The organism is Algoriphagus faecimaris (assembly GCF_900101705.1).
GTDB classification, from domain to species: domain Bacteria; phylum Bacteroidota; class Bacteroidia; order Cytophagales; family Cyclobacteriaceae; genus Algoriphagus; species Algoriphagus faecimaris.
The window spans coordinates 1-15,059 of record NZ_FNAC01000061.1 but is presented as its reverse complement, the minus strand read 5'-3'; the positions used below and the strand labels follow the sequence as shown (position 1 = coordinate 15,059).

Genomic DNA, 15,059 nt, shown 5'->3' with positions numbered 1-15,059 from the left:
GACACTGCTGCCCAGCATTTCCAATGCTTATAGGCTCAAAGAACTGTTCAACGAGTTTTGGGACTTTAAGGACAAAGAAGAGGCTGCTGCATACCTTTCCTATTGGTGTGACCTTGTAAAAGAATCCAAGATATTCCCGTTCATGGAGGCGGCCAAAACCATACAGGCACATTGGTTCGGAATTGTAAGCTATACAGAAACCAATTTAAACAACGGAGTCCTCGAAGGCATTAATTCCAAAATACAGTTAGCCAAAAAAAGAGCCAGAGGGTACAGGAACATTGACAACTACATTAACATGATTTATTTCATTGCTGGGAAACTCAAATTCGACTACCCACTATATTCCACATAGAGCCTTTTAATCTTCACAACTGAACATTCAATGAGAAATTCGAAGCTAGCTGAAAGATGACAGTTGAGATGTAACAGCCGTAACAGAATCTAGTATGTAGGTAACACCCCTTGAAAACTGAATCAAAAATTTCAATTTTTACAGAATAGAATTCTTTATTTTTATAATTATTAAAACTTATACTTATTATTAATGATATAATCCAAACTATATTGTAAGAAATGTCAATTTCAAGGAACTTTTTTATCACTCTTTTAGGCGCAATGATCCTGATAGGGAAAATTGGGCTAGTACATGCTCAAGAGAATGTTTCTTTCCGTCAACTTTCTGTCAATGATGGACTTTCCCAAAATAGTGCGGTATCGATTAGCCAAGACCCCAAGGGTTTCTTGTGGATTGCCACTCAGGAGGGACTCAATAGATACGATGGAAATCAATTCATCATTTATCCTAAAAAATTCAATGATATCACCCAAGAAAATCAAGTCATCCTAGGAAAAGTATTGGCTGATCAAAAGGGTAATATTTGGATTATTCCGGACACCAATATTCCGGAGTTGTTAGAAAATGGGGAAGGAAACTTCAAGCCCATTGAAGGGATCCAATCAGCAAATGAGGTTTTTGAAGACTCGGATGGAAGAATCTGGTTTGGAACCCTTTCAGGACAGCTTTTACTGTGGAATGAAAAACTCCTCAAAGCTGAAAATATCTGGGCAAACCCATCCAAAGAGATTGTGGATATTACAGCTTTTAAAGATCAACTTTTGATCACCTTTAAAGATGAAATCGCACTTTTTGATAAGTCCAACTTCAACATAAAAAGCCTGATAAAAGGAAATGAATCATCCCCTTTTTCCTCAGCATTACTCTTGAAGGAGGAAAAAATACTTATCGGAACCTTAAAAGAAGGATTATGGGTAGCTGACCCCAATGGAGTAGCACTAACACCCATTTCCGAATATTTACAAATCTCAGAGCACCCTCTTGACAGATCTATGGTTTTGGATCTTTTCCAGGATTCGCAGGGAAAAATTTGGATTGCCACTTATGGAAAAGGTAGCTTTCTATTAGACCCTGAGACACGAGAGGTTCAAAACTTCACCTACAGTAAACAAAATCCAAGATCCATTCACTACAATGACATTCTATGTCTATATGAGGATTACACTGGGACGATATGGATGGGTTCGGACGGGGCTGGACTGAGTTTTTACGATTCCTACCTGGAAAAATTCAATTTTTATCATAACCAACAGCTACCTGAAAACATCAATATTGACGTAGTCAGAGCAATTTTTGTGGATGATCAAGAGGTGGTTTGGGTCGGTACTTCAGGAAAAGGATTGACTCGGTTTGACCCCAAATCACAAACCTGGAAAACCTTTACCGAAGAACCCAATAGCAATAATTCTATAATCAGCAATCGTGTGATGAGCCTGATCGGTGATAAGAGTCAGGTTTGGGTTGGGTATCAGGATGGGGGATTGAGCATTTTGGATACCAAAACAGGCATCTTTAGGCATTTTAGCCAAGAAAGTCAGCCTCAACTTTTTGCCAATACGGTTTGGAAAATTTTAAAAGATGATCAAAACAGATTTTGGTTATGCACTCGAAATGACGGTTTGATCTGGTTTGACCCGGAAGAGGGTGTAAAAGAACAATTTACACATGACCCGCTCGACACTAACAGCATTCCTGACAATAACATCAGGACAATCATCCAAGCTTCTGAGGATGAATTTTGGATAGGAACTGAAAATCAGGGAATCGCAAGACTGAATCTAAAAACCGGGAAATTCGAACGCTTTCAAGCAGATGAATCCAACCCCAAATCGATCAGCAGCAATGGAATCAAATCCTTGTTTCTTTCTCCAGAAAATGACCTATGGATAGGAACTAATGGTGCGGGGCTCAATAGAATGGATCTCAATTCGGGTGATTTAGAGCTTTTCACATCAGAAAATGGTCTAGCCAACGATGTCATCTACGGTATCCTTCCCGACGAGAATGGAGACCTCTGGCTAAGCTCTAATAAAGGTATCTCGCAAATACAGAAAAACGGTTCTAAATTCGCGATTACAAACTATACCAACTACGATGGGTTGGCTACCGAATTTAACACAGGTGCATATTTCCGCCACCCAAACGGAACCTTGTATTTTGGAAGTTTAGAGGGGTTTTATTGGTTTCACGCCGAGGATATTTCTTTAAATCAAGCCCCTCCTAAAACAGCAATTACACAAATAAATGCAGTAGATACCTCTCTCCCATTAACCGAATACCTTACCCTTAGCCATGGACAAAATACACTCACTTTTTCGATGGCAAGTATGGTTTTTTCTTCTCCCGACAAGAATCAATATCAATACAAATTAGAAGGTTATGATGAGGGCTGGATAGTAAACAAAACAAACAATCAAGCTCGATACACCAATTTACCCGCAGGAGACTATACCTTTTGGGCTAAATCAAGCAATTATGATAATATCTGGAGTGAGGAGCCTACAGGGTTAAGTTTCACCATTCTACCCCCTTGGTATGGGACCATTTGGGCAAAATTAATCTACGCATTAATCTTTTTAATTGGGATTTTCTGGATTTTAAATTACCTAAGATGGCGATGGAAAATACAATATGAATTAAAATTGAAAGAAGAAGAAACTAAGCGATTATTAGAAATTGATGAATTTAAAACCAGTTTTTTCACCAATGTTTCTCATGAGTTCCGTACTCCATTGACCCTGATTATGGGACCCGTTCAGCGCCTGATGAAAGAATCCGAAAATCCTGTCATCAAGTCCCAACTTAACCTGATCAAACAGAACTCCACACGTTTGCTTAATCTGGTGGATCAACTGCTCGAAGCCAGTAAAATCAAAACCGGTAGACTTAATTTGAAAATCCAAAAAGGAAATTTGGGACTACTGCTTCAGACTATAGTAATGAATTTCTTTTACCACGCATCGGAAAAAGGGATGAAATTGAACCCTTCGATTCCCTTGATGACTGAAATATGGTTTGATTCAGATAAAGTGGAAAAAATCATAGGCAATCTGATCCAAAATGCAATCAAATACGGGAAACCGAATACAGAAATTAAATTGGAGGCTAAAATCATTGATAATGAAGCTGTAATTAAAGTCAAAAATCAGAGTTCCAGAAAATATAGTCAGGAAGAAAAGGATCAATTGTTTGACAAATTCTATAAACCTGATCAAAAATCAGAAGGTTTTGGCATTGGCCTTCCCATGGTTAAGGATCTCACAGAACTTCATGGAGGAAGATTAAAATTGAATTTAGACGACCCGGAAATCTTTGAAGTGGAAATTCACCTACCGGTCGATAAGTTCTCTTTTTCTCCAAAAGATGTCAATGAAGAGCCCTCCGATAATCCAAAAATCAATTCCATTGAAAATCCAAAAAACAAAAAGGAAGAGGCTCCTCTAGTTTTAGTAGTTGAGGATAATGAGGATGTTAGGTTATTTCTTGAAAATGACTTGGAGGAATATTACAATTTAATCTCCGCAAAAAATGGAAAAGAAGGGATTTATTTAGCATTTCAAAAGATTCCTGATTTGATTATTTCTGATGTAATGATGCCCGAATTGGATGGAATAGAACTGTGCAAAACCTTAAAAACTGACGAAAAGACGTCCCATATTCCCATTATACTTTTGACCGCCAAATCAGAAGAGGAGCAAATGCTAAAAGGTCTAGAAGTCGGAGCGGATGACTATATGATCAAGCCATTTTCCACTCGAAAATTATTGTTGAGAATGGAAAAATTGATTGAGCTACGAAACAATCTCAGAGTCCGATATTCAGGAAAAACAGAAATTTCACCTAGAGAGATTGCGGTAAGTACCACAGACGAACGCTTTCTACAAAAAGTCCAGGAGATTGTTGATTCAGACCTCCTGGAATCAAATTTTTCGGTGGATGACTTCAGTCAGAAACTGGGAATGAGCCGCATGCAACTGCATCGCAAACTCACTGCATTGACAGGATTGTCTACCTCTGCTTTCATTCGGGATCAGCGCTTACGCAAAGCTCTACAAAAACTAGAGAAAACAGATGATACCATAGCTGAAATCGCTTATTCGGTGGGATTCAGTTCACCATCCCTTTTTAATAAATGGTTTAAGGATACTTATGAAATCACACCTTCTGAATTTAAATTGAAAAGAAGAAAATTAGAATAAATCACTTCAATTCCATACCATAAAGCAAAGAATAATCAAATCACTTGAATATGATCAATTTATCCGCTCCAGATAAAATTCTCCTTCTGTGATCATCACCGATTCTTTAGTGATCATATCATACACCCGACCTGAGAAAGTTCCTTTGGCTTCTTTTTCAGTGAGCTCAGTTAATTCAAAAGCTGGGTCTTCTTCATCCACGTCAGAAACATAGGTCTTGTTATTACTTTTTGTGTAATACCCTAAACTCGCACCTCGCAGTCCGTATCCAGTGGATTCAAACGGCTCCAAGAAATCATAACTACCCACCCGAATTTCTTCTTCGTCTTTGATAGCAATATTAAACCCTTCTGGGCTTCCATTATCATTCTCATTAAGTGCACCACCTACAATACTCGCTTCAAAGATTCCCGGGATAAAACTCCCTACCATGATATAGAGCATATCCGGATTATTAAACTCTCGCAATTCCCCATCTACTCTTGCACGGATATAGTAGGGATATTCATCCATCTCCTTCTTTACTTCTGATTCTATCAATTCTTGATCATCATTTTCCTGCTCTTTTCTCTCTGAAGAAGGCCCAGAACAAGAAATCAAAAAACCCAGAATAAACATTATTAAGACCTTATACATTCTTAGTTCTTTCATATTTTTGTCATATAATTCCTCAAAAAAACTTCCCAATCCAACGAAATTGACTGGGATCATCCATATTCCTTATGGTGATCTTGGATGGAAATGAGCCTCTAATTTTGGGGTCAGTTTCATACACTTCCTCAATATCGTATTGCACCCAGTTGAACCCCGGCTCAAGATTCAAATTAAATTGATACTCCACTGGTATCTCTTCTCCTTCATAAGGCATCTTGGTGGTTACTGGAAAATCCAACGTGGCTGCTTGCTCCAGAAAGACAATATTCAAATACGATCCCGGTACAGCATTATTATAGCCAGAATCTTCTATCCAGTTTTTGATCTCTTCACTGGTAACAGGAAACACCACACCCGCCCAGCGATTTTTACTCGCCATGATGGAGATATAAGGATTTTTCAGTGCCAAAAAATCAGCTACCAATCCAAAATCATCATAGGAAAAAGGCCCATCGAAGGCTTGGTTTAAATCCCCAAAAAAGACTGCCATATCTTCTACAGGCATATCCTCCGGTAAATCAGCATTAGTGAGGTCAATCGAAAACTCCCCACCTTTAGCTACCGATCCTATTTCGATCGGATGATCGGCCCCAAGGGTAAATAGGACCAGCTTCATGTCTGGAAATTTTTCAAACCCCTCTACAGTCCCTATCACAGGATCAGCAGTTTGCATGGTCATGGACATGAGCCCAATCGTCAAGATTCCAAGTAGTTTTTTCATATATTTTATAGGTTAAAGTTTATTCACATGGAAAATCATCGCTTGTCTTATCCATCATACTGATTAGTTTGGCCAATCCTCCCATAATTTTTTGGGGACGCCCAGAAAGCCCGCTGTGGATATACCAAGCTGCATCACAGGCTCGCATCTGAAGGGCATTGAGCACATCTTGTTCTAAGTTTCGTGTATCCATTGTTTTGATGGCATGGGAGGCAATCGCATAAAGTCTCAAGAGCATCAAATGAAACCCTAGAAAACCAATACTTCGCCCCGGATTTTTATTGAGCGTGCGGGTATAATTTTTAATGACTGTATTCAGATCATCATATTGGGTATAAACTTTTCGCTTTCCTCCACCCGTTTGATCCGGTAAAATACCTAAAAGCTCTCCCGTCTTCTTATCGATTTGCCAATAAGCTAGGGAGTTTAGATCCTTTCCAAAAATCTTAACTTCCGAACCGGTTCGACTCCAATATTCCCTGAAAAAGCTGGCATAAGGACCATCACGAAGTTGCTCCTCAAACCAATCCTCATTTTTGGCTTCATCGGAACTGATCAAATCAGAATTGGCCAATAGGCTTAATGTACTTTCTTCGAAAAATGATCCCTCCACCAAAGCTAGATGGGCAGTCTTTTTGAGATTCAGCCGAAAACTTTTCTCCAGGCCTTCTGATATCGTCACAAAATTTGACGTAGGTAAAATATCTACTGAATCTTCGGAAAATTCCTGGTTGATTCCAGCGCTACGTTTGATTATAACCAGTCGAATGCCACTGGCAAAAGTCAAGGAATCCTTTGTGACTTGATCCGGCAAAGGTGCCAAAAGATGAATCATCAAGGGATCGTAAATCCAGTTTGACTTTTCGATGGCTTCAATAGCCTGATCATGATTTTCCGCTTTTACCGCTTCGATCCAGGATTGATTGCTGAGCCTATATTCCAAAAGTTCATTCAATGCATTCGCAAAAGTAGGTCCTTGCCCTTCTGCTCCGATGATGACCGAACCAAAAAACAGGTTCCTCACTTCATCTGAATGGATTTTCCCGATTTGAGTTTCTTCCTCGATTACCGGATCCCAACCGGCCAATACCCGCTCGGTCGTTTGATTTCCGAATTTTACTTTTAAATAAATCCCAATAATTTTCGGACCGATCGATTGGGATCTTTCTCTAAATTTGAATTGATAAGTTTCACTGATACTAACTCGTTCGGAATCAACAGAGACCTTAATTTCATTGCTTTCCGATTGAAGTGAACCATAAAAAGTAAATACATAGGGTGGCAATTCCAGCAGGGAAAGCTGCTTCAAAATCTCCTGCTGCGCGAAACTTTGATCCTGAGCATTGATAATCTTACCTTCACTGGAGACGGCAAGGTTTTCGAAAACCTCCCGGCTACTCGCTCGAGTCGAATTAAATACATCCAAGACAATCACCGGTGGACCCGCTCGAAAAGCATCCAAGTCTTCTTCTTTCAGCTCATCCTTATTATCCCCATCAGTGGCAAAAAGGATTAAGTCAAAGGAAGTTTGACTGGCTTTGCGCAGCCATCGGTACAAGGAAGAATCGGTGGCCCAACTTGTCACCGAAGCTTTCGGAAAATCCTCTCGGATTCCATCTTCCAATTTTTCCAAAAAAGCTTCCATCCCTTCATTTCGATATTCAACCGGCATACTCAGCGAGGTATCGTAAAGGATCAGCACTTTAGGTGCTATTTCATTGGACTCCATCAAGGGACTGAGCGGAAGATCATTTTCCAAAAATTCAAAATCAGAAGCCATCAATCCCTCTACCAGATTTCCTTCTTGATCAGTCGGCCAAACTTCTATTTTAACCAGTGAAGGAAGTCCCGCAGTTATTTTCAACTTTAATTCGGATACGTCTTTTGCTCGCGTGGATTCCTCTGTCCAATTGATCGGAAAACCATTGACTCGGATAATCTTTGCCTTTTCATCTACCTCTATTTTCTGGCCCTCCAGGGTAATCGTATCACCCAATTGGGCCAGATCCACTTGCTCATCTTCAGAAAGATCAGGACGCTCAATACTTATCGCCGGTGTAAACACACGCACTTGATTAAAAGAAGTGCTCACCTGCTCCATCCAGTCCAACCCGTGATAAAAACCCAAATGAACTTGCCTCCCAATCAGATCTTTTGCCTCGTAGTTTTTGGTCAAAAGAATTTTCTCCTCAGCGGGATTGATATTGTCTCGATAGCTTAACCTGAACTCGACCTGATCCAAAATGTATTCCGCAGGATCAGCACTTCGGACCTTATTTCCAGCATTAAAAGCTTCCCCAAATGGCACATTCGGATCAAAAAGGTGTGCAATGAGCGTTTTATTTTCCCATTGAAATTGGACAGCAGGACAGCGGGAATTATCCCAACGAAAATCAAAATCATGAAACCGGATTTTTTCTTTCTCGGGAATGAGATTCCAAAGTTGATTGGCTAATTTTTCAGCCTCTTTTTCTTCCGAATTGATAAAGGTAAGTTCCTCAAGGTCCGATTCGGAAAGTTGGAGCATTTTCATCCACCGATCCAATTGACCCTCATTCAAATCTGTTAAAATTTCATTTTCCTTAGGCCTAAAAAACAAGGACTTGACCTTTTCTTCATCAAAATCAGTTCGCTCAAAAACGACGTCCGCCTTGATTCCTGACTCCTCGAAAAGTTGCCTCAATACTTCTGCCTTTTCCCTAGGCGTAGCAAAACCATCCCTCAAAACGCCTCTAATTCCCCCACGCATTGCTGTACCCATTCCTCGAAGCGAAGCTTCCTTGGCAGGGATCAGGAAAATGGAGTCCCGCACAAATGCTAACATCTCCTTGGGATCCTTACTTTCTTTGACGCGTTCATAGGCTTTGATCAGACAGTCTGGACTAGATTGGATCAACTGCTGCATTTCTCGCCAAACCTGGAAAACACCGCCTTCTAGATTTTCGGGCTGAATCTCAGCGTCATCACAGGAGACCAACCAGCCTCCTGTAGATGACACTAAACCAAAAAATGCCAGTTTCTTGAAAAATTCTCTTCGATCTGAGGAATAGGACATGATTAAAAGTTTTTAAACCATTCTTCAAATTGATCTCCCAAAATGGGTACAGGCTCCATACGACCATTGACTGCGTGAATCAAGCCCATCACCCACATATAAATCATCACAACCAGGCCTATCAGGTAAATAATCCAACCTAAAATGGGGATCAAACTAATTATCACCAGGACCAAACCGACCACTACCAAGCCCAAGGACTGCTTGATATGAAACTTGGTGAAGGGATACTTTTTCTCATTGTTCATCACGAATGCGATAATCAAACCAATCACAGTGATGTAGGCAATAATGGCCTCTGTTTTTCCTTCAGGATTAACTGATACTGCCAAGTTTTCTTTCGTCTCTTCCATATTTTCAAAAATTTTAGTTCATTAATAAGCCTTCGTCACCCGGACGCATCCTGAAGGTGAAATTGTCAATCCTAATGAAGTGAGAACCATTGAAAGTCTCCAGTCTCAGTCCGGTCACTTCACCCGTAAGCATATCTCCGTCTGTTTCGATAATAACCGAGTTGCTGGTATTTTCAAAGCGGTAATAAGAGACATAATCCCGCTCTTCGGCATCGTTCCAATAGCTCACAATGGCGTAATCATCATATTGCTGCAACTGATTGATATATACCGTGATGTATTCGTTGGATTGAGTCCAAGGCTTCAGTTCGGGAGCTTTGATGGTCACCGAGAGCACATCCCCCGCTCTTGGATTATCATCCGGTGGATAAAAATTCAGCGTCATCGTCCGGTCAAACTCGGTAGCTGTAATCATTAAATAGGTATCAAAATCATCGGTTAGCAGCGTCTCGCCCTCGGTACCCACATATTTGGATTCATCATAGACAATATTTCCAGAGACATCACCGGTGATATCCACCGAAAAGTATTCGTAGTCAAACGGCTCCATATCATCATCTTTCTGACAGGAAAAAGCGAACACACTGATCAATAAGAGTAGTAGTTTGTTTTTATAGTTCATTGTATTATCGGTTAGAAATAGTGTATTCGTAGGATTCAAAAGCGACACACTCCATCGTAGCACTTCCGTTCTTTTTGCCTTTGTTTTCTTTGTCTTCCATCTCCATATACATCATCAGACTGTTAGGATAATCCTCAGCAAAACGCTGTAATTCTGGAGGTAAATTGGTTTGGGTATTATTGAAGACATTATCAAAATTTGCGGGCATGTCAGTAGCAAAATAGACGGTGAACTTATATTGCTCATTTTCCATCTCTCTCCCGATACAGTCATAGCCGAGAAACTCTTTATTCGGAAGCTCAGTAAGTGTAAAATTTTGGAAATCTTCCAAGTATTCATCTTCCTCAATATCCATGTTCTCGGCTATATCCATAGAAGTGGCGATGGGGTTTCCGTCGATATAATTCACGATGACTTTTCGCTCTTCATCGATAATCGAAAAAAGATCCATACCCATATCCATTTTGTAGCCGAGGTAGGATTCATTGGGATTGAGGAAATAATCAAACTGCATTTCACCTGATGATGTGGACATCTTCATCGCATACCGGTACTCGAAAATATAATTATCAGGTAATTCGGATGCATCGACGGACATTCCTTTGCCCCCACCTTTCATCAATCCCTCCAGGTTTGGATTAAGAATTTTGTCCAAAGCATTTTCAGTCATTTGACCGGCTTTATCGGCAGTTTTGTATTCGATGACTTCTTTGGTCCGCTCCTCTACTCGTTTTTTCAGATTTTTAAGAAACTGAGCCTCCGCGATGGGAATACTGCACACCAGAGCTAATAGAATTAAAATTGATTTTTTCATATCGTTTTGATTTTGATGGGATAAAGTTCTCGGTTGAGCTAAAAATGGGATATCAATGATGTATCAAATGATATAAAAATGGTAACATCGCCCCTCTAAGTAGGCTAGAGGGGCGATTTAGGTTAATTCAACAGTTCAAAACGAACCCAGATGGCAGCTTTTTCTCCAGCATTTCCTGCTTTGATCGGGCCCTCAATGATGTGCTTACCACTAGTCTCCGGAACATTCGTCAACCAAAGAGTATTGGTAGCCCCAAAATCAGTAAATCTGTATCCGCCTTGAGCAATTTGTCCATCTGGAAAAGTCTTGGTTGGATTTAAGGCTTTAATCCCTGACAAAACATCCAAAACTTCTCTCAATTCCACACCAATAGAATTATCGTGAATCACCTTGTCATTTGAACCAGTGTATTCCTTTAACCAAGTGTAGATTTTCATTTCATGGTTTGGATCTTTGTATGCATCCCAAGGAATATCAAAAACAAGGGTATTGTTGATCTGAAAAGGATCACGGGAAGTTCGGTTCTCACGTACGTGAATTTGATTGTTTACTCCACCACCCATCCAGCAGGTGTAAGGACCAGAAATTTGGTTTCGACTAGGATCACCAAAGCCGCAAGGAGCCCCTGGAAATTTGTTGATTTGAGTGCTTTTCGGCTGAAAAACTTTCCCCTGAGCCTTTAGCACAACAGCCATTTGCAACCCGTAATCATCCGGATCATCTCCCCCACCATCTCGGCCATCGATATTTTGGATGTCTGTGAGCGTCATCTTTAATCGATAATTCCGCTTCTCCACACAGGTTTCGATTTCCTGAATCATCGAATTATCCATTCCCACCTGCTGATTCCACAGGTTTTTTAATTCAAAACCTATGGGCAAAGCATATCTGTGGTCTCCTGCCTGAGAAGAAATCCAACTTCCAATATTTGGAATCCCATCATTTTTAGCATCTACGATAGTATTGGCAGCACTCGAGCTGGTCCCTCCATACATGAAAACCTTGATTTCTACCTCACTATTATCGATAAGTTGATTATATAAGGCATTCAATTGAGATTGAGAAATTCCGGCAAATCCAGATCTGGCCGAAATATTAGCTCCATACTCTTGAATAGATCGTTTACTTTTAAAAAGCACTCCACCTTTTCTACCATAATCCACTTTTGAGATATAGACGTAGTCTTTATAGGGTACTTGGGCTGAGGTCTTAAATACAGCTTCCGTATCTAGTCCATCTACTTCCAGCGAAAACATATACTGACTGAATTCTACCAAATAATAATGGTAATTTTTCTGCGTTCCTGCCTCGATCCCTAAGGAGGCGGCAAAAGACCCTAATCCACCTGAATACCTGCCCGTAAGTTTAAAACTCAGGTCTTCCCTACTTTTGATTTCGGTCATTTCGTACTTCATGTTTGCGGATACCTCAAGCGCACTTTGAGAAATGAGTTTATTCTCAGCCTCGGTTAGCTTTGATTTCGCCTTCGGATTATCAACTTCCACATAGGTGGTACTGCCTCTTAAGTTAGAGGCGGAAATCGTAATGGGGTGCCGATCATAGTTCTCTTCAATTTGATAGGAGCCATTGACAAAGCTGCTAGCCTTCAGAATAATGCCCGGCTTCAACCAGTCCGGCCTCGAGCCTACTGGCATTTCTTCGAATGCCTTAATTTTTGACTCCAAGTTGAGCCGCTCTCGGGTACAGTAAACTGTCGAGCTATTCCGATCACTTAATTTACGGACGTCTGACCTATGCACATCGTTCAATGATCCGTCTCCAATAGCCATCAGACTTCTCCTCCCGCCAGTCGAAGTAGGACTACCTTCTGTAATGGTAGCAAATAAATCCATAGGAGTCACTGACATGATGACTGTCATCGGCTTGACTTCATAGATTGGAGCTCCAGTTTTGGGATCTGTTTTCACAGGTGGCTTGGTTTCCGTCTTTGTACGCCGACTTACTTGGGCATGAAGCGAATCCATGACAAGGACTCCTAGGAAAATGATGAGGAAAATTCTCCTTAGATTTTTCCAAAGTGGGGGGTTAGGTAGAAAATTCATAATTAAATGAGTTAGGTGAAAATTTATTCCTGACCAAATCTCTCGAATTCGCACCCCTTTGGATAAAAAATACCTACCAAACGATATCAATTATGTATCATTCGATGTAGAATGAGGCCTGCGTCAATAAAAAAGTCCTGAACAGCATCCAGGACTTTTTTAATTCATTGTAACAAAAATCATTCAATTCGAAAACTAAATTCAGCCGGCGAAATCGATCCTCGGATTTCTCCTACCGGGACCATTTCCAAACGTACAGTGTATTTCCCTTTTGGAAGATTAGTATCTAGTTTAGGCCAATCCAGTCTCGGAACAGGCATTTCATAAACTTCATTTTGCAGAGCCGGAATCAAATCAAAAGCTTCTATGGGCACATACATATCTCCAGGAATCCAGGGCCAATTTCCCCGTGAGCTGTGATGGATTGTTTTGCCATCTTTGATCAGAGTGGTTTTCATATCAAAGAGGACTATTCCTCGCTTTCCTACCTGATCAGCTTTGTAAGAAAACAGTATTTTGTATTGGTTCTCTTTAAAACTTTTGAACAAATCAACGGGAACAGATTCTTTGAGAACCTGACCACTAGAGAACCCCTCAATCCGGATTCTTCCCTCTAGGGATTGGGCTGATAGGGAATAAGATCCTAATAGAAATGCGAAAATTAAGAGTTGTTTTTTCATGATTTTATTAATTAAGGTTGTTGAAAACTTGCGGCTGATGAAAACTCCCACAACTGAGATAAACTGAGGCCAAATCCCTTGATCTGAAAGAGATATCGATTTTGATCGACAAATTCGATCTCAGCAAACTGTTGTTTTTTATTTTCTGATTCTCTGACACGCTGTCCGTTTCGGAGATGTATTTTAGTTAGCATATCCTCTTTGTTTTCTTCGATATCCAACTTGAGTCGCTCCTGTGCTGCTTGAATCAGAATCGATCCATTTCCACCCGCACCATCTAAAATCTCCACTTTGATCCCTACCGCCTTCAAATCCCTATGCTGATAATCTGCCAAAACAGATACAATACCTGACTCTTCCCGATGACCTGAAAGGAGTTGAATTCGTCTAAAATCGCCTACCGTCTCAGGTACCCAGGTTTTCAAAACCTCTTTAGAAATCGGTATTTTTTCTCCAAGGGGGATTCCTTCAGCTACAGTTTGATTTCCTCCTGAATCTCGGCGGTTCTGAGATTCATTAATCACTTTCACGGGAGGTTCTATTCGATCCATGAAGTGCTCCGTTCGCTGGCAAGCTGATACCAGAGAAATCGCAGAAAAAATCAAAAGAGCTCTGAGAAATATTCGTTTCATGGGGAAATAGCTAAAGGGTCCAGAATCTTTTGAAATTCCCAAAAAACATCTGGGCTCATTTGCTCTCCCTGAAAATTGAAGTAAAACCGATCATCTACAGCATATTGTAAAAAAGCTTTTCCATCCGCCGGTGTATGCCGCTCAAATGCTTTGATACCCTTATTTATATAGACTTTGGCATAGCCGTCCAGCAAGGGCTCATCATACTCCTCTCCCAGGTTTGCATTGATCATTCCATTCACGGCTACGACCAAAGGCCCTTTCCCATCCAATATGTCAAGGGTAAATCGCTTCTCGGGATTTTCATCGTAAATATATCTCACTTGTACTCTAGGGAGATCTCCATGATCAACAGAAGGCTCTTTTTCCCGGGTAAAGCCGGCATGATTCATGGGCAGCCAATCTAAGAGATCCGATTTCGAAACGGGACCTGAACTAGTCGAAGAATTACTCACTTTTTCTTCGGATTCTGAGCTTGCTAACGGTGCAGAGTCATTTTTTGAATTTTCAGCCCCGCCACAAGCAAATAAACCTGCGAAGGCAATTCCGAGAATAAAGTGTAAATAGCTGGGAGTTTTCATGTGTTTATAATTTGTTTCTTTTTCATTTTTAGGTAAAGGAATAAAAAGACGCTAAGAAGTTAAATTTTCATGTTCATGCTCACGGCAATACTCCTGTGTGCTTAGCGTCTGATGTCAATTTCATGTACGGGGTTTCGTTGTTTTCACAACGATGTTTCAACCTCCAGTAAAAACCGACCTTTGTTTTTTTATGCTACCTTTTCCTTGTTCAGTTCCACTCCAAGTTCCCTGAGTTTGTCCAGGTAATGTTGGATCTGTCTGTCCTTCTTTCGGCTTTCCAAGTATTCTGCTCCGAGTTCTTTGTATGCTGTTTTGTCCTTCAGGATG

The 15,059-nt window shown here is 40.5% G+C and carries 12 protein-coding genes; 2 read left to right on the top strand and 10 right to left on the bottom strand.

Annotated features, from left to right (window positions below):
• A partial coding sequence (locus BLQ57_RS19590) for a transposase (RefSeq protein WP_139162706.1) occupies window positions 1–355 on the top strand: 355 nt, incomplete at its 5' end.
• A 221-nt stretch (window positions 356–576) separates the two neighbouring features.
• The gene (locus BLQ57_RS19585; protein WP_087941300.1) at window positions 577–4,557 is read left to right on the top strand and encodes a hybrid sensor histidine kinase/response regulator; all 3,981 of its coding nucleotides are present in this window, start codon (window positions 577–579) and stop codon (window positions 4,555–4,557) included.
• A gap of 54 nt (window positions 4,558–4,611) precedes the next feature.
• Here BLQ57_RS19585 and BLQ57_RS19580 read toward each other — a convergent pair whose 3' ends face one another.
• The 10 genes from BLQ57_RS19580 to BLQ57_RS19535 form a co-directional block, all read right to left on the bottom strand.
• Window positions 4,612–5,208 carry a hypothetical protein gene (locus BLQ57_RS19580; RefSeq protein ID WP_139162826.1) on the bottom strand — a complete coding sequence of 199 codons (597 nt, stop codon included), beginning with the start codon at window positions 5,206–5,208 and terminating at the stop codon, window positions 4,612–4,614.
• Window positions 5,209–5,227: 19 nt separating this feature from the next.
• On the bottom strand, window positions 5,228–5,932 hold the full coding sequence (locus BLQ57_RS19575) for a hypothetical protein (RefSeq protein WP_087941302.1): 705 nt from the start codon (window positions 5,930–5,932) through the stop codon (window positions 5,228–5,230).
• Between the two features lie 19 nt (window positions 5,933–5,951).
• Window positions 5,952–8,987, bottom strand: coding sequence for a hypothetical protein (locus tag BLQ57_RS19570; protein WP_087941303.1), 3,036 nt, complete (start codon window positions 8,985–8,987; stop codon window positions 5,952–5,954).
• A 2-nt stretch (window positions 8,988–8,989) separates the two neighbouring features.
• The gene (locus BLQ57_RS19565) at window positions 8,990–9,340 is read right to left on the bottom strand and encodes a DUF4870 domain-containing protein (RefSeq protein WP_087941304.1); all 351 of its coding nucleotides are present in this window, start codon (window positions 9,338–9,340) and stop codon (window positions 8,990–8,992) included.
• Between the two features lie 13 nt (window positions 9,341–9,353).
• Complete coding sequence (locus BLQ57_RS19560) at window positions 9,354–9,962, bottom strand: hypothetical protein (RefSeq protein ID WP_087941305.1); 609 nt, start codon at window positions 9,960–9,962, stop codon at window positions 9,354–9,356.
• A gap of 4 nt (window positions 9,963–9,966) precedes the next feature.
• The gene (locus BLQ57_RS19555; RefSeq protein WP_087941306.1) at window positions 9,967–10,776 is read right to left on the bottom strand and encodes a hypothetical protein; all 810 of its coding nucleotides are present in this window, start codon (window positions 10,774–10,776) and stop codon (window positions 9,967–9,969) included.
• Between the two features lie 122 nt (window positions 10,777–10,898).
• The gene (locus tag BLQ57_RS19550) at window positions 10,899–12,839 is read right to left on the bottom strand and encodes a thiol-activated cytolysin family protein (protein ID WP_087941307.1); all 1,941 of its coding nucleotides are present in this window, start codon (window positions 12,837–12,839) and stop codon (window positions 10,899–10,901) included.
• A 179-nt stretch (window positions 12,840–13,018) separates the two neighbouring features.
• Window positions 13,019–13,519: a hypothetical protein gene (locus BLQ57_RS19545; protein WP_087941308.1), complete on the bottom strand. Its 501-nt coding sequence runs from the start codon at window positions 13,517–13,519 to the stop codon at window positions 13,019–13,021.
• An 11-nt stretch (window positions 13,520–13,530) separates the two neighbouring features.
• Window positions 13,531–14,151, bottom strand: coding sequence for a hypothetical protein (locus BLQ57_RS19540; RefSeq protein WP_087941309.1), 621 nt, complete (start codon window positions 14,149–14,151; stop codon window positions 13,531–13,533).
• Entirely contained in the window at window positions 14,148–14,732 is a 585-nt protein-coding gene (locus tag BLQ57_RS19535) for a hypothetical protein (RefSeq protein ID WP_087941310.1), read from the bottom strand. The genes BLQ57_RS19540 and BLQ57_RS19535 overlap by 4 nt, the downstream gene beginning before the upstream one ends.
• Between the last annotated feature and the right edge of the window lie 327 nt (window positions 14,733–15,059).